We start from the raw sequence: 15548 nt of genomic DNA, 5'->3' as shown, positions 1-15548 counted from the left end.
CAGGTTTTTATGGAGGTGGACAATAATATTCGACTGATCGTGGAACAGGTGCTGGCAGAAATAAATAAACCGGCAAAAGATTCTGTGGAGTGTCAAATGCCTGCGCAGCAGGCTGTGGCTGCTGCGCAGGACGTAGTGAACAATGAAGACTATCTGGATGATTTGGCAGCCATTAATCTGCAGAAATATTTACAAGTTCCCAATCCGGTGAATGCGGAACTCTATCACGAAATGAAGTTGGCCACACCGGCGCGAATTGGTGTCTGGCGCGCAGGCGTACGTCCTTTAACAGATACTTTACTGCGGTTTCGGGCCGACCACGCTGTGGCGCAGGATTCTGTGCTGGGCGAGGTGCCGGCGGAGTTTCCTAAACAATATAAGATGGTATCGGTTGTTACCAAGTGTTCTTCCAAGGATGAATATTTGACGCGGCCGGATTTAGGCAGACTGCTTGATGATGAGAACATTGAAATTTTGCGTCAACATTGTGTGCAAGGGGCTACAGTACAAGTAATTGTAGCTGACGGCTTATCCAGTAAGGCGGTGGAAGCCAATATTCCTAATTTGCTGCCTGCCATGCTCCAAGGGCTAAACAGCCTGGGGATCACAGTGGGGACCACCATTTTTGTCAAGTACTCCCGTGTAGGAGTTATGGATGTCATCGGCGAGGTTCTTAAACCTGAAGTCGTGATTATTCTCATCGGGGAACGTCCGGGTCTGGGTACTGCGGAAAGTATGAGCGCCTATATTGGTTATCACGCCCGTCGCGGCATGCTGGAAAGTGAGCGAACGGTAGTCAGCAATATCCATAGAGGCGGGTTGCCTTCGGCCGAAGCCGGGGCCCATTTGGCAGATTTATTAAAGAGAATACTTGAAGCTAAGGCAACAGGCGTTAATTTCAAATAAAGCGTGGATGGTAGTGGGAAAAAAGGAGGCTATAAACATGATCGAACCGATTAAGCCGCAGGTTCTTGCCGTGCGTTTAATTCCTAATGTTGCCCCTGATTTTGCAGAAAAATTGGGATTGGATTCGTACCAAAAATCAATTGGCCTGATTACGGCAACAATCGATGATGCGACTTATACCGCTCTTGACGAGGCGACAAAAAAGGCTGAAGTTGACGTTATTTACGCCAAAAGCTTTTATGCAGGTGCCGCTCATGCATCCGGTCCCCGCTCCGGTGAGATTATCGGCGTGTTGGCAGGACCTTCGCCGGCTGAAGTAAATGCCGGCATGGATGCTTGCATTAATCACCTGGAGACCGAGGCGTTTTTTTACACTTGTGACGGAGGGGCAACTGCCTGGTTTGCCCAGACCATATCCAGAACAGGCAGCTATTTGTCCAAAATTGCCGAGATTCCGCTGGGTGAACCATTGGCCTATTTAATTGCGCCGCCGCTGGAAGCCATGTATGGTATTGATGCGGCACTAAAAGCCGCTGAGGTTGAGATGAAAGCATTTTACGGTCCGCCGACAGAGACAAACTTTGGCGGTGCGCTCTTAACAGGAACGCAAAGTGCCTGCCGGGCAGCGTGTGAAGCTTTTCAAAGAGCCGTTATTGATGTGGCATCTAATGCACTGAAGTTCTAACTTGGGAGAGGTGGAGACAATGGAACTTGACCGGGATTTAGCGTCCGTACAGGAAGTCCGTAATCTATTGAAAAAGGCCCGGGAAGCACAACAAATCCTGAAAAGTTTTTCGCAGGAACAAGTAAATGAGATCATCAAGGCAATGCGTAATGCCGGCGAAGCGGAGGCTTGCCGGCTGGCGGCCATGGCGGTAAGTGAAACCGGTATGGGTAAATATGAGGATAAATGCTTTAAAAACTATTTCGCTGCCAAGCATGTATATGACTATATTAAGGATATGAAAACCGCCGGCATTATTGAAACTCAGGAAAAAATGTGGAAAATTGCCGAGCCGGTTGGCGTAATTGCCGGGATTGTACCCACAACTAACCCGACTTCGACGATCATTTATAAGTCGATGATTGCCCTGAAGTCCCGCAACGCAATTGTGTTTTCCCCGCACCCGTCGGCGGCGCGTTGTACCGCCGAGGCGGCCGCGGTCATGAACCGGGCAGCCGTCGCAGCAGGCGCGCCGGAGGGCGTTATTGGCTGTCTGACAACAATTTCCATGGATGCAACGCAGGAATTGATGAAGAATGCGATTACCTCCGTAATTTTAGCGACAGGCGGCAGCGCTTTGGTAAAAGCCGCTTATAGCAGCGGCAAACCCGCTCTTGGCGTTGGCCCGGGCAATGTGCCCGTCTTTGTTGAACGAAGCGCCGATTTGGCAAAAGCGGCGGAATATATCATTGCGGGGAAATCGTTCGACAATGGCACTATTTGTGCGTCCGAGCAAGCCATCGTGGCCGAAGATTGTATTGCCGGTGAGTTGACCCAGCAATTGAAGCGTTACGGAGCCCACTTCCTCGAACCTGATGAAGTCGAGAAAGTTTCGAAAATTGTCATGCTGCCCAATCACAGTATGAATCCCCGTGTAGTCGGAAAAGATCCGCAAGTTATTGCCAAAATGGCCGGAATCAATGTGCCGCCGCAAGTAAAATGTCTGGTGGCGCCGCTTGATGGAATCGGGTCACAGTGGCCGTTATCCTACGAAAAATTGACTACAGTGTTAGGTTTTTACCGGGTGAAAGACTGGGAGGAGGGGTGTGAGAAGTGTACCCAACTCCTGGAATTGGGTGGTATCGGTCACAGTTTAGCCATTCATACCACGAATGAGACGGTTATTCGTGAGTTTGCGCTAAGAAAGCCGATTTTCCGTGTGCTGGTTAATACGCCATCCGCTTTAGGCGGCGTTGGGGCTACAACGGAAATGGCCCCTTCATTTACCCTTGGTTGCGGAACCTGGGGCGGTTCCAGCGTGTCGGAGAATGTAACCCCGTTGCACTTAATTAACATAAAACGGGTCGCCTGGCACACGGGCATACCAGAGCGTCCGGCTATACAGCCTCCCGGCGGGACAGCCAATTTCTGTTCCGTAAGTGCCAATACGATTGACCCGCAGCTGATAAAGTCTGTTGTGGCTGAAGTGATGAAGGCCATGAAATGTTCGTAAAAAGCTGACAAATTAGTATATGAGGAGGAAAGCAAATGGCAGAAGTTCGCAGTGTTGTTGCTTTGGGGATGATTGAGACCAAGGGTTTAATTCCGGCCATCGAGGCTGCCGATCAGATGTTAAAAGCCGCTAATGTAACTTTGTGCGGCAAGGAACATGTGTCCGGCGGCTATGTGGCCGTTATGGTTCGCGGTGACGTTGGGGCGGTCAAGGCGGCGGTTGACGCGGGTGCCTTGGCGGCTGAACGGGTTGGAGAAATTATCAGTGTACATGTCATTCCGCGGCCGCATGGCAGTGTCGAATATGTTTTGCCTGTCGGTGACAACAAAGCTTACGGCAATCAATAATGCTCTCGCGGCCTGCAAGTTTGATACAACCGGGAGGTGATTATAATTGCTGATATCTGAACATGAACTACGGGCCACATGGCATAAAACAAAGTCCAAAATTTTAACCCTTCCCCAGGGCAGTGTCATTACGCCTTCAGCACGTGATTTCCTGCGTTCGCAAGGTGTTCAGGTTCAATATACTTTGGAAAAAACTGATCTGGGACAACAGGAGCCTGTTTCTACGGTGCCAGTTACGCCTGGTGCGCCTAAGCCTGAACATATGACCCACCTTAGAGGGAAAGAACTTATTTTGAAAACCCATCCGATCATCGCCTGGCGGGGGCAATTGGATCAGTTTGACTGTGATTTGGTAGAAACACAGACGTTGTTATTGAAGGCGGGCGAGACTCAATTGGCTGGGCAGCTCGAAGAAATTGTTCTGCTTGCCCAAAAATTGATGTCGGCTGAAGTTAAAGAGGAGCCAATTGAGTTTGGTTCTTTGTTCGGCTGGACGGCAGAGAAAATTCGGGATATGTCTCATCATCCGGACAAATATTTCGGCATACCACATACCGCTATGAGCAGCCGGGACGGGTGGGTTGTCGCGCGGCTCAACCGTCTGCGTTCCAAAATCCGGGAAGTGGAATTATACGCTAACCGTGCCTTTACGGCAGAGGACGGTAGTTGCGGCCGAACTGATATCGTTAAAATTTTAAACCGGCTATCCAGTCTGTTTTATGTGCTTATTTGCCAGCGATGCAGTCAAAACAAGAACCTCAAAGCCCTGGCTGTCGGCATTTCCAACCGGCATATCCATTTATCGCAAGAACACCTGGGAGTTTTGTTCGGCGCCAACTATAGCCTGCAAAAACAAAAAGACCTGTCCCAGCCCGGCCAGTTTGCCGCCAAAGAAGTTGTCACCCTGGCCGGACCTAAGGGCAAGCTCGAGAAAGTACGGGTATTGGGTCCGGTGCGTTCCGCAACCCAGGTCGAAGTCAGCGTAACGGATTGTTTTCAACTAGGGATAAAAGCGGCCGTCCGGGATTCAGGAAACCTTGAGGGAACTAGCGGATTAACCTTAATAGGACCTTGCGGCATGATCGAACTAGAGCGGGGAGCCATCGTTGCGGCGCGGCATATCCACATGCACAGCGAGCAGGCCAGAGAGTGGCACCTTACAGACGGACAGCGGGTTAGCGTGCAGGTTGACAGTGAAAGACCGGTGGTTTTTGAAAAGGTGCTGGTCCGGGTTAGTCCTAATTTTAAAGGGGAATTACATCTCGATACCGATGAGGCAAATGCCGCTTTAGTCAAACCGGACACCCGTTGTATTCTGGTGGAGGTATAGTTTATGAATGAAGCTGTATTGACGGAAATTATCACCCGGCTGCTAGCTTCACCAGAACTGCAGGCACTCTTGCAGCCCAATACAGAAATTTGCGAAAGGCGGCCGGGGTGCTTGATTTTGGTAAATAGCCAGCAGGACCTGGAGCGGTTGCCGACGTTAACAGCCCGTTATCACCCGGACTATTCCTTGCAGGTATGTGCTCTTAGTTCAATTGAGGTGCCTGGCAAGCAAATAAATAGGATTTCTTGGGAACAGGCCGTGGAACAGCCAAGCTGGAGCCGTATTCATCTGCCGGTATGCTCCGCGGACCAACTGGCGCAAATCGCTCTCGGACTGATCAGTGACAAAGTCGGCAGGATGATTGCCTGGGCTATTTCCCAAGGCATACCGGTCGAAATCGGGCAGTTAAACTTAGGTTTTACCGCCAAAACACCAGACAGCTACCGGCAGATGTTTGCGGAGTATGTGCGGAGGGTAACCGGCTTTGGTGTTGTTATTGCCGGCAGCAACTCAGAAACGCAGGCTACACCTGCGGTACAGCCTGTTCCTATGGTCCCAGGCAGCCCGGAACCGCTAGTACAGCCACTTAACTCCGGAATACGCTATGAAAAGCGGCTGCTGTCCGCTAAAGAGGCTTTGCAATTTCCCTTAAAGGGAATCATAAGAATAGCCAAAACGACTGTAGTGGCACCGGGCGCCATTGATGTACTCAAAAAACAAAAAATAGAAGTCTATAGGGAAGGGGTTCGTTGCTGTTGATTATCGCACGTGTAATCGGAAATGTCTGGGCGACACGCAAGGAAGAGTCCCTTAGAGGACTTAAATTTCTTGTCGTACAGCCGGTGGCCATGAGATATAAAGAGTCCGGAGAAGTTTTTCTGGCAGAATGGGGTGACACGCTGGTTGTCGGTGATAAGATTGGGGCCGGTGAAGAGGAGATTGTGATGATCGCCGCCGGGTCATCAGCCAGACAAAGCCTTGCTGACACCCATATACCAGTGGATGCAATGGTCGTAGGCATTATTGATAAAGAAACCTTCGGAGCGGAAAGTGGCGAAGTATCATGAGCAAAATAATCGAAAAAGTACAGGCAGCCGGCGTAGTAGGGGCCGGCGGCGCCGGTTTTCCCACCCATGTTAAGCTGGCGGCCAAAGCCGAAATCTATATTGTTAATTGCGCCGAATGTGAACCCATGCTGCGGACCGACCAGCAGCTAGCGGCCCGGTATCCCGAATTGCTCCTTGAAGGTCTGAACCAGGCGATGAAAGCTACGGGGGCCCGAGAAGGCATTATTGCCTTAAAGGCTAAATACAAAGCGGCAATAAAAGCAATTCAGCCGTTATTGCCGCCGAACATTCGTATCGGGATTCTGCGGGATATCTATCCCGCCGGCGATGAAGTTATGACGATCTGGCTGACTACCGGGCGAAGGGTGCCGCCGGGCGGCATTCCGATTAACATTGGCGTTGTTGTCAATAATGTCCAGACCGTCATGAACATAGCCAAAGCCATGCGGGGGCAAGCGGTTACGACTAAAACCCTGACAGTGACAGGCGCTGTTAAGTCGCCGGCTACCGTAACCGTACCGGTTGGCACCACGCTGACCGAAGTACTGGATTTAGCCGGAGGAGCTGTGTGTGCCGAGGCCGCTTATATTGACGGTGGTCCCATGATGGGAAATTTAGTTGCAGATTTATCTGCTCCTGTAACGAAGACTACCGGCGGGCTTATCGTTTTGCCGGCAGACCATCTGCTTATCCGGCGCAAGCAGCAATCTGTCCAATCTGTTTTGCAGATCGCTAAAACCGTATGCGAACAGTGTTGTTACTGTACTGAGCTTTGCCCGCGGCATATCATCGGCCACGAGCTGCCGCCGCACCTCATTGTTCGGTCAGTTAACCATAATGCGGTAGGTAACCCGCAATTGCTGCAAAGTGCATTAACTTGCTCCGAATGCGGTGTTTGTGAAGCCTATTCCTGTCCTGTCGGTATTTCTCCCATGCGGGTGAACGTGGCGCTAAAAGGAGAATTCCGGGCTCATAATATTCGCTATCAGGGAGATTTGAGGCAAGCAGATCCTATGGCCGAACACCGGCTTATTCCTTCATCCCGTTTAGTGTCGCGCCTCCATTTACAGCCGTGGTATCCGCCGGATGCCCCTTTGCGCCAGGAGAACTATCAGCCGGAGCGCGTATGCATTCCCTTGCGCCAGCATATCGGAGCGCCGGCAGTCGCTGTAATTAAGGAAGGGGACTTGGTTGAAGCAGGCCAATTGATAGCTGAAATGCCTGCCGATGCGCTAGGGGCTCGAATTCATGCCAGTATAACAGGGACTGTTGAACAAGTTTCCCCGCAAGTTATTACGATTCGAAAAGGCGGTGCCACCTCATGATTAATGCGATTGGTATTGTTGAGTTTACCAGTATTGCAAAGGGAATAGAAGCCGCAGATGCCATGGCTAAAACTGCTGACGTCACGCTGCTTGTAGCCAAACACCTATGCCCTGGCAAGTATATGGTGCTGGTGAGTGGGGATGTCTCGGCTGTCAAGCAGGCGGTTGCTGCGGGCCTTGACCTGGGAACTCAGCATGCGGTTGACCATTTTGTTATTCCCAACGTTCATCCGTCCATCCTGCCGGCTATTGGGGGCGGCAACGATTTAAACGGTATAAGGGCTATTGGTGTAATTGAAACCTATACGGTGGCAGCGGCGATTGAAGCGGCTGATTTGGCTGTCAAAACGGCGGCTGTGACGCCTGTCCGCCTGCATATGGCTTTTGGTATCGGGGGTAAAAGTTACAGTATATTGACAGGCGAAGTGGCTGCCGTTAAAGCGGCTGTTGCTGCCGGGAGTGAATTGGCGGCAGAAAAAGGAATGCTGGTGTATAAAGTCGTGATTCCCCGTCCTAATCAGCAGGTTATTGATAGTTTCAAATGAACCCAATGAAAAGCTAGTAGGAGCATCTTGGCGGAAAGGTTGGTGACAGGGAATGAGCACAACACAAAAACAGCGGATGATACAAGAATATGTTCCAGGAAAACAAGTGACGATGGCCCATATCATACCCAACCCGCAAGGCAACCTGCATGAACGCTTGGGGATTGATGGCAACGGGGCCTTAGGCATTATGACAATTACTCCTAGTGAAGCAGCGATCATTGCCGCCGATTCGGCAGCCAAATCCGGCGATGTCGAAATAGGTTTTGTCGACCGGTTTACAGGTTCACTTGTCGTTACCGGCGGCATTGCCGATGTCGAAGCGGCCATTCGGGCGGCTGTTGAAACACTTGTTACGATCCTGGGATTTTCAGCAGCGGAAGTGACGCGAAGTTGACGATGAAGAAAAAAATTTTATTGATTGGCGGTATTGGTGCCGGCAAGACAACTTTGAAACAAAAATTGTTAAATCAGTCGCTTGTTTATTTGAAGACCCAGGCAATGGACTTTTCCAGCATTTTTATCGACTGTCCGGGAGAATATTTGGAAATACCGCGTCACTATCATGTGTTAATAAATGCCGGCATTGGCGCGGCTGAAGTCTGGGCATTGCATGATGCGACCCGGCGTAATTGTCCGTATCCGCCTAAATTTGCTTTGGCATTTCGTAAGCCGGTTATCGGCATTATTTCTAAAATCGATCATCCGGAAGCTAATCCGAAACTTGCTGAGGATCACTTACGCAAAGCAGGAATTGCCGGACGGATTTATCATGTCTCCGCACAAGAGGGGATCGGTATAGAGGAGCTTGCGTTGCATATGTCTTGTTTGGCAGGCTTATCAGATTAAATTCAAAAGGGGGTGGGGGAATGAAAAAGCTAATTTCGGCCGTTGAACTGCGCCGGTTGGCCGAAACCGGTAAAGACGTGATTATTCCGTCACAAAGTGTGCTGACTCCCTCGGCCAAGGATATGGCTAAAGAGCTAGGCGTTAGAATTGTTCGCGAACAGGCAGTTAACCGATTGTCGGATAAGCAAAAACAACGAGAAGCCGGGAAGCATGGCAGTACGGAAATCCAGTCAAAGCCTGATAGCAGTCAAAGCACTCTTGAAGTACAGGTGCGCAATATAGTAACTGAATTAATGAAGCCGGCCTGCGCTCAGCCGAAGATGACTCAGGTTAAGGGTTCGGAAGTGGAACTGCGGCCCTTTGAGGCGGCGCCGTCAGATCAAAAGGTTAAACTGAAAGATGTCATTACGGCAAGAGAGGCCAATTTAGCCGCAGGTTTTATGTCATTTGATCATGCAAAGTTTCCCTGGAATTTAACCTATGATGAAGTGGATTATGTCATAGAGGGGACTTTTACGGTAGCAAGCGGCGGAAAGACATATACCTGTGTTGCCGGTGATGTCCTTTACATACCCAAGGATACGCAGGTGGTGTTCGGATCGCCGGACAAAGCCAAAGTATTTTATGTGACATATCCGGCGAATTGGTCGGATATTTAGAGTAACAAGACTATCTGATCAATAGGGGTTGACCTGTTGAAATGGGTTAGCCCCATTAGCACACAAAGAACAAGAGTATTAAGAGGAGGGATTGCTGGTGTATAAAATGATTATAGTTGATGATGAACAACTGGAACGACAGGCCATTCGCTTTATCGTTGACAGGCATTGCCCGGAAATATCAGTTGTTGGTGAGGCAAGTGACGGCGCGCTGGCCTTACAAGTGGCAAACCGGGTAAGACCAGACATTGTGCTTATGGATATTCGGATGCCGGAAATGAATGGTCTGGATGCGGCTAAACATCTGCGTACAATCGTGCCGGAGGCTAAAATAATTTTTCTAACTGCATCTGACAACTCAAATTATGTACAAGACGTCGCCACAGCCGGGGCAGTCGATTACATGCTGAAACCTGTTCGGCCTGACAAACTGATACACAATCTGCATTGCCTTACCAAGAGTATGTCAAATTAAGAAAATCGGCCATTATCCTACAATGCTTCGCTGGTAGTATGTTTCCATACTATGATAATTTGTAAGGTTACCGTGGCAGCAAACAAAGGAGGATTTGATGAACAATATTAAGACGTTGTTTATTTTTGTTACAATTGCCATAAGTTTTGCTGTCTTTTCGCTACAAGGAATTTTTAATTATTTCGAGAGTAAAGAGATTTTGGCTAATGAGATTGAAAAATCATTGTCCTACCAAGTTAGCTTTGAAGCCCAGAAAGTTGAACGGGATTTGTTTCATATTGCGACACTAACAGAGGCCACCGCCAGAGATATGGAGACAAACGATAAGGATATTGACAGTTTGCTGAAAATCCTAGCCAATTACATGCAATCTGACAAGATGATTTTTGGCGGCGGCTGTTTTTATGAACCTTTTGTTTTTGACAGTACGCAAAGATACTATGGACCATATTTGCTTAAAAAAGATAATACAGTAAATCTAACCTGGGATTTTAGTACGCCGCAAAGCGATTATCACTCTCAGAACTGGTACAAAACAGGTTTAAATGCTAAGAGTGTAATAGCCTGGACTGATCCTTATTATGATGAAGTGCTGAAAGCCGATATGATTACCAGTGTGGCGCCTGTCAAACGCGCAGGCAAAGTGGTTGGGGTTACCACGATGGATATTGGCCTTAAAGAAATTAACGACTATGTTGCCAGTATCAAGGTAGGACAGACCGGCTACGCGTTTATTGTCAGCCAAAGCGGGCAGTATCTGGGGCATCCGGTGGCTGAAAAAAATATGAAGCAGAAGATTACTGAGGATCCGGATGATTTTGTCCGGAAGCTTGGCGAACAAGCGATTGCAGCAACCGAATTTAAAATGCTAAATGGAACGATGGATAAAAAGGAAAGTTATATAGGTATATGTCCTATTGGAGATACCGGGATGAAACTCGTGATGGTTATGCCGAAGTCTGAGGTGTTTGCCGGGCTTAATAAGCTGAACATTGCCAGCACAATTAGCTTTATTATGGCGGCATTCTTATTTTTTGTGTTACTTACGTTTTTCTTTACCCGCAAGGTTAGCGGGCCGCTTAGTAGGCTCAAGGAGGCCGCCAACCGGGTAGCGCAAGGTGATTTATCAACGCAGATTCCGGTTGACACTAAGGATGAGATTGGCGTGTTGGCGCAAAATCTGCAGATCATGGTGGACAATTTAAAAGAATTGTTTAACCGCATACGGCATTCGGCAGAACAAGTATCTGCTGCTTCAGAAGAATTAACTGCCAATGTCGAACAATCGGCCCAGGCGTCTAATCAAGTGGCTGCGGAGATTACAGAAGTGGCGGGAGCTACCGATATAGAATTAAATTGCGTTAAAGATAGCCTGAAATTTGTCGAGCAGATTTATGAGAAAATTAACCGGATATCTGAGCAGGTGATTACCGTAACCCATGTATCCACTGAAACATCCAATACTGCTGGTGAGGGCCGACAAGCAATCCATTCGGCCGTAGCGCAAATGGACAGCATTGAAAAAGCTGTGGGCGACCTGGCCGAAGTCATTAATAAATTGGGAAATTATTCAGGAGAAATCGGGCAAATTGTTGAGGCTATTTCCACAATTGCTGCTCAGACTAATCTATTGGCCTTAAATGCGGCCATTGAGGCGGCGCGTGCCGGAGAGGCAGGCAAAGGCTTTGCCGTTGTGGCAGAAGAAGTCCGCAATTTGGCGGAACAATCACAATCGGCCGCCAAACAAATCTCCGGACTTATCAGGGAAATCCAGGGCGAGACCGGTAAAGCCGTAACTACAATGCAGGCAGGTATTAAAGAAGTTAACGCAGGCACTGGGATGGTTGACGTTGCCGGCAAGGCCTTTGATACAATTGTGGAAATGATCCGGCAGATAGCGTCCGAATTGAACCGGATTGCCGGATCTGCTCAGGAAATGAATGTAGATAGTGAAAAATTGGTAGAGTCAGTACGGAACATTGGCACCATGAGCCAGAGCACGGCACATAGAGCCGAAACAGTTGCAGCCACGACTCAGGAACAATCGGCAACAATGCAGGAGATAGCCTCAGCCAGTAAAATGCTGGCTAAACTGGCTGAAGATCTGACGATGTCGGTCAACAAATTTATTCGCTGAGAGACTGGCGATAACTTATTAGTAAAAACTGACCAATTGTAGGGGTTCTTGATAAATCCTTTCCTAGGTGAGATGAAGTGTGCATGTATTGTACGCCTTGCGTCTTGTCTGGGAAATTTTTTTGCTTGAAATTTTTCAAAAAGTCGAGAGCGGTCTGAAAATATTTCGACTTTTATGAAAAGATAAAAAAGGATTTTGCTGGAAAATGGAGAAAAAGCAAATATACACATTTTTAATAAATATATCAATAAATGCAAGATAATGTATATTGCGATGTTGCTGTAAAAAAAAGTAGCGAAAAATTGAGGATATGATGAGAATATCTAATTTGACTACCATGTTAAGCCTTAAAGCTATCGCCATTGTTTTAGCATTTATGCTATTTTTTTCTTTTTATCATCAATGGATAGCTTTTGAAGAAAGAATTACCGCACATACGCGGGTTATGGAGAATTTCACTGCTCATATTGAAAAAACCTTCCTGTCCGCTATCTACTGGAAACGAATGAGAATCCGAGTGCCGATAAAAAATCCCGGGAACAACAGGTAGTGCTGCTTAATGAACAATTGCAGCCTGTATTGAATAACATCTTCATCCCCACTTATGTGGTCAAGTTTGGAATCTATTCTACCAAGCTGCAGCGCATTGTTGCCATTGGGCCGGAAATGGATAAGTCGCTGCTGGCGCTTGATGATCCGGGCCTGTTTGGAAATTTATTTCAAGCCGATACAGTAACAGTTGGCAGGCAGGAGCATTCCGTACTGTGGTATGGTGCGCAAATATTATATTTTGTGCGTCCGATCCGCTGCGAAGGAGAGATTGTTGGTTATATCTTTGCCTGTGACAATCTGGATAAAGTTAAAGCAGACATACTGCGCACCTATGAAAAGACGATGCTTGGCAGTGTTATTGCTTTGATCATTGCGATTATATTATTTCAGGAAATCTTTATCCGCTTTAAACGCGAACTTTCCTTATTTGCTGATGCCATTGTCGATGGGCATGGAAAAAAGTTCCATAGCAAAATAACGGAACTTAACCCGATTTTACAATATATCAGCGAGCAAACCGAACGTATGGCCCGGCTTGACCGCTTAAATATCATTGGCGAGATGGCGGCCAGCATTGGCCATGAGGTGCGTAATCCGTTGACAACGGTACGAGGGTTTCTGCAGTACATTGGGAATAAACAGGCATTTGAAACCTATAAATCCCACTTTCTCTTAATGATTGATGAGCTTGACCGGGCCAATGGGATCATTACCGATTTTTTGTCATTGGCCAAAAACAAAGTGATGGATTTTAAAGAAAGCGATTTAAATACCGTCATTCGTGAGGTAGCTCCCCTGCTGGAAGCTGACGTATTGCGTTATAACTGTCAACTGGAACTGGATCTTAAGGATGTTCCAGCTCTTATGCTTGATGTCGGCAGTCTGCGCCAGGTTATATTGAATATTGTCCGTAATGGGATAGAAGCGATGCCGCAGGGTGGCATGATAAAAATCTGCACATACAGTGATGCGCCTAGGGTATTTCTGACATTTACCGACGAGGGAACCGGCATTCCGTCAGAAATTATCGACAAACTGGGAACGCCTTTTTTCACGACCAAAGAAACGGGTACAGGTCTTGGTTTGGCTGTCTGTTATCGCATTATTCAGCGCCATAATGCCCGGATGGTTGCGGAAAACGTACCGGGAGGGGGAGCCAGGTTCACGATTACTTTTTCGCAGGCAGCACAGCCGGACAATGAGGTGAGGAAATGAGCGAAAAGCTGGTAGTGATTTTTTTTCTGGTAACGACGACGCTGTATACTCATTTTGCTTTTCAATTGTCTTTTGGATGTCTTCAGGCGCCTAAAGCCGGTTTTTTGCCGGTCATAACAGGTTGTATCGCCGTTATTCTGGCATTTTCCTTATGTATTGCTACACTATTCAAGAAAGGCGGACAGGAAGCGGCAAACGCTCTGAATGACATAAGTTGGCGAAGACTGATATTTTTGATTATCGGTATGATAGGCTATATCATTCTGCTTAAATTAGTTGGTTATTTGTTGGCCACGATGATTATTTTGTTTTATTTATTCAAAGTAGCGGAGACAGAAGGCTGGTTTTTTCCCTGCCTTTTTTCCCTGGGGATTGCCTTAAGCTTCTATGTTATTTTTTACGAGTTGTTAGGTACTAATTTGCCGTAAGGCTGGAGTGGATGCAGTGGAAATACTAGCGATGCTTGTCAATGGTTTTTATGTGAGCATATCGCCGGCAAATTTGCTGGCTTGCGTAACAGGCGTTCTGATTGGAACCCTGGTGGGGGTCCTGCCAGGTATCGGACCGGTAGGGACAATGGCCTTGCTTTTGCCTTTTAGCTTTACGATGGATGTCACGACTTCCCTGATTCTGTTTGCCGGAATATATTACGGTTCCTTATACGGGTGCTCGACAACATCGATTCTTATAAATGTTCCCGGTGAAGCTTCTTCGGTAGTAACCTGTATCGACGGCTATGCCATGGCTAAAAAAGGGCGGGCCGGAGCCGCATTGGCGGTGGCGGCGGTTGGATCTTTGCTTGCTGGTACGATGGGGCTTGTTGGCTTAACTTTTTTTGCTCCCCTGCTGTCCAGAGCCGCGGTGACCTTTGGACCACCGGAGTATTTTGCGATTGCTGTGCTGGGATTATTGATTCTGATGAAATTGACCGGCAAGTCAATGCTCAAATCCGGTTTGATGGTTACGGTAGGAATTATGTTGGGTACGATCGGGCTGGATAGTTTGACAGGCATCAACCGGTTTACTTTTGATGTGGATGAATTACAGCGCGGTATGGAGTTTTCCATTGTGGCGATGGGGTTATTTGGCATTAGCGAGATCTTGCATACGATGGTGCATGCGGAAGGCAAAGAGGCTCTGCAGTCTGTCCGGTTTCGTGAGTTATATCCAAATAAGGAAGAGTGTCGACGCTCGATTATGCCAATTTTCCGCGGCGGCATAATTGGTTTCTTTATCGGCTTACTGCCCGGGCCGACAGCCACCCTTTCGACATTTACCTCCTATGCTGTAGAAAGAAAGCGGAGCAAAAATCCGGAAGAATTTGGGCAGGGAGCGATTGAAGGGGTTGCCGGCCCGGAATCGGCGAATAATGCGGCGGCGTCAGGGAACATGATTCCGCTGCTGTCCTTGGGTCTTCCCTTTTCTCCTTCTGATGCTCTGTTGCTTAGTTGTTTTATGATTCACGGAATTATACCAGGGCCGACCCTGATGACGCAAAAACCGGATTTGTTTTGGGGGCTTATTGCCAGTATGTATATAGGCAATGTGATTCTGTTGATTGTGAATTTGCCGCTGGTGGGATTGTTCGCCTATATTCTGAAGACACCGATGAAAATTTTAATGCCTATTATTTTGATTATTACCATGACAGGGGCATATTCCATCAATAATAGCCTTTTTGACCTGGGGCTTCTGACCGGTTTTGGCATTCTGGGCTTTTTCATGAAACAGGCAGGCTATGAACCGGCACCGCTGCTGTTGGGGCTTATGCTGGGGCCGATATTGGAAAATGGCTTGGCGCAGGGCTTAATTATTGGTGACGGAAAAATCGCTTCTTTCTTCACGCGGCCGCTTTCAGGACCGATTTTACTGCTGGGAATGATTTTGCTGCTTTTCAATATAGTAACTTGGGCTAGGGGCCAAAGAAAATAATAACCCAAAGGAGGGATATAGTGTCTGGAAGT

General features: G+C 47.9%; 17 protein-coding genes. All 17 read left to right on the top strand.

Features of this window, described 5'->3' with window-relative positions:
• The first annotated feature begins 9 nt into the window (after nt 1–9).
• The 17 genes from eutC to BLR65_RS19245 all read left to right on the top strand — a co-directional run bounded on the left by eutC (nt 10) and on the right by BLR65_RS19245 (nt 15516).
• Entirely contained in the window at nt 10–906 is an 897-nt protein-coding gene (gene eutC / locus BLR65_RS19330) for an ethanolamine ammonia-lyase subunit EutC (protein WP_093795814.1), read from the top strand.
• A gap of 37 nt (nt 907–943) precedes the next feature.
• Nucleotides 944–1591, top strand: a complete 648-nt coding sequence (gene eutL, locus BLR65_RS19325) for an ethanolamine utilization microcompartment protein EutL (protein ID WP_093795813.1) — start codon at nt 944–946, stop codon at nt 1589–1591.
• A gap of 19 nt (nt 1592–1610) precedes the next feature.
• On the top strand, nt 1611–3083 hold the full coding sequence (locus BLR65_RS19320; protein WP_093795812.1) for an acetaldehyde dehydrogenase (acetylating): 1473 nt from the start codon (nt 1611–1613) through the stop codon (nt 3081–3083).
• A 35-nt stretch (nt 3084–3118) separates the two neighbouring features.
• Nucleotides 3119–3430 carry a BMC domain-containing protein gene (locus BLR65_RS19315; protein ID WP_093795811.1) on the top strand — a complete coding sequence of 104 codons (312 nt, stop codon included), beginning with the start codon at nt 3119–3121 and terminating at the stop codon, nt 3428–3430.
• 46 nt (nt 3431–3476) lie between these two features.
• A complete protein-coding gene (gene pduL / locus BLR65_RS19310) occupies nt 3477–4760 on the top strand; it encodes a phosphate propanoyltransferase (protein WP_176772770.1) in 1284 nt (427 codons plus the stop codon).
• Nucleotides 4761–4763: 3 nt separating this feature from the next.
• Nucleotides 4764–5519, top strand: a complete 756-nt coding sequence (locus BLR65_RS19305; RefSeq protein WP_093795810.1) for a hypothetical protein — start codon at nt 4764–4766, stop codon at nt 5517–5519.
• Nucleotides 5516–5827, top strand: coding sequence for a EutN/CcmL family microcompartment protein (locus BLR65_RS19300; protein WP_093795809.1), 312 nt, complete (start codon nt 5516–5518; stop codon nt 5825–5827). The genes BLR65_RS19305 and BLR65_RS19300 overlap by 4 nt, the downstream gene beginning before the upstream one ends.
• Complete coding sequence (locus tag BLR65_RS19295) at nt 5824–7152, top strand: 4Fe-4S dicluster domain-containing protein (protein WP_093795808.1); 1329 nt, start codon at nt 5824–5826, stop codon at nt 7150–7152. The genes BLR65_RS19300 and BLR65_RS19295 overlap by 4 nt, the downstream gene beginning before the upstream one ends.
• Nucleotides 7149–7697, top strand: coding sequence for a BMC domain-containing protein (locus tag BLR65_RS19290; RefSeq protein WP_093795807.1), 549 nt, complete (start codon nt 7149–7151; stop codon nt 7695–7697). The genes BLR65_RS19295 and BLR65_RS19290 overlap by 4 nt, the downstream gene beginning before the upstream one ends.
• A gap of 52 nt (nt 7698–7749) precedes the next feature.
• The gene (locus tag BLR65_RS19285) at nt 7750–8094 is read left to right on the top strand and encodes a BMC domain-containing protein (RefSeq protein WP_093795806.1); all 345 of its coding nucleotides are present in this window, start codon (nt 7750–7752) and stop codon (nt 8092–8094) included.
• 2 nt (nt 8095–8096) lie between these two features.
• A complete protein-coding gene (locus tag BLR65_RS19280) occupies nt 8097–8546 on the top strand; it encodes a EutP/PduV family microcompartment system protein (protein ID WP_093795805.1) in 450 nt (149 codons plus the stop codon).
• Nucleotides 8547–8566: 20 nt separating this feature from the next.
• A complete protein-coding gene (locus BLR65_RS19275; RefSeq protein WP_093795804.1) occupies nt 8567–9205 on the top strand; it encodes a cupin domain-containing protein in 639 nt (212 codons plus the stop codon).
• A gap of 106 nt (nt 9206–9311) precedes the next feature.
• A complete protein-coding gene (locus BLR65_RS19270) occupies nt 9312–9680 on the top strand; it encodes a response regulator (protein WP_245692934.1) in 369 nt (122 codons plus the stop codon).
• Between the two features lie 97 nt (nt 9681–9777).
• Nucleotides 9778–11817, top strand: coding sequence for a methyl-accepting chemotaxis protein (locus tag BLR65_RS19265; protein WP_093795802.1), 2040 nt, complete (start codon nt 9778–9780; stop codon nt 11815–11817).
• 606 nt (nt 11818–12423) lie between these two features.
• Nucleotides 12424–13584 (top strand): ATP-binding protein, encoded by a 1161-nt coding sequence (locus BLR65_RS19255; RefSeq protein WP_143122617.1) that lies wholly within the window; start codon nt 12424–12426, stop codon nt 13582–13584.
• Nucleotides 13581–14012: a tripartite tricarboxylate transporter TctB family protein gene (locus BLR65_RS19250; RefSeq protein ID WP_093795799.1), complete on the top strand. Its 432-nt coding sequence runs from the start codon at nt 13581–13583 to the stop codon at nt 14010–14012. Before BLR65_RS19255 ends, BLR65_RS19250 begins: the two co-directional genes overlap by 4 nt.
• A gap of 16 nt (nt 14013–14028) precedes the next feature.
• Nucleotides 14029–15516: a tripartite tricarboxylate transporter permease gene (locus tag BLR65_RS19245; protein WP_093795798.1), complete on the top strand. Its 1488-nt coding sequence runs from the start codon at nt 14029–14031 to the stop codon at nt 15514–15516.
• The last annotated feature ends 32 nt before the right edge of the window (nt 15517–15548 follow it).

Source organism: Sporomusa acidovorans (genome assembly GCF_900101845.1).
GTDB lineage: Bacteria > Bacillota > Negativicutes > Sporomusales > Sporomusaceae > Sporomusa > Sporomusa acidovorans.
This window is presented reverse-complemented; position numbering and strand designations above follow the sequence as displayed.

Coding starts and splice junctions, on each gene's coding strand:
- eutC (WP_093795814.1), top strand. CDS start 10: ATGGAGGTGGACAATAATATTCGACTGATCGTGGAACAGGTGCTGGCA.
- eutL (WP_093795813.1), top strand. CDS start 944: ATGATCGAACCGATTAAGCCGCAGGTTCTTGCCGTGCGTTTAATTCCT.
- BLR65_RS19320 (WP_093795812.1), top strand. CDS start 1,611: ATGGAACTTGACCGGGATTTAGCGTCCGTACAGGAAGTCCGTAATCTA.
- BLR65_RS19315 (WP_093795811.1), top strand. CDS start 3,119: ATGGCAGAAGTTCGCAGTGTTGTTGCTTTGGGGATGATTGAGACCAAG.
- BLR65_RS19305 (WP_093795810.1), top strand. CDS start 4,764: ATGAATGAAGCTGTATTGACGGAAATTATCACCCGGCTGCTAGCTTCA.
- BLR65_RS19295 (WP_093795808.1), top strand. CDS start 5,824: ATGAGCAAAATAATCGAAAAAGTACAGGCAGCCGGCGTAGTAGGGGCC.
- BLR65_RS19290 (WP_093795807.1), top strand. CDS start 7,149: ATGATTAATGCGATTGGTATTGTTGAGTTTACCAGTATTGCAAAGGGA.
- BLR65_RS19285 (WP_093795806.1), top strand. CDS start 7,750: ATGAGCACAACACAAAAACAGCGGATGATACAAGAATATGTTCCAGGA.
- BLR65_RS19280 (WP_093795805.1), top strand. CDS start 8,097: ATGAAGAAAAAAATTTTATTGATTGGCGGTATTGGTGCCGGCAAGACA.
- BLR65_RS19275 (WP_093795804.1), top strand. CDS start 8,567: ATGAAAAAGCTAATTTCGGCCGTTGAACTGCGCCGGTTGGCCGAAACC.
- BLR65_RS19270 (WP_245692934.1), top strand. CDS start 9,312: ATGATTATAGTTGATGATGAACAACTGGAACGACAGGCCATTCGCTTT.
- BLR65_RS19265 (WP_093795802.1), top strand. CDS start 9,778: ATGAACAATATTAAGACGTTGTTTATTTTTGTTACAATTGCCATAAGT.
- BLR65_RS19250 (WP_093795799.1), top strand. CDS start 13,581: ATGAGCGAAAAGCTGGTAGTGATTTTTTTTCTGGTAACGACGACGCTG.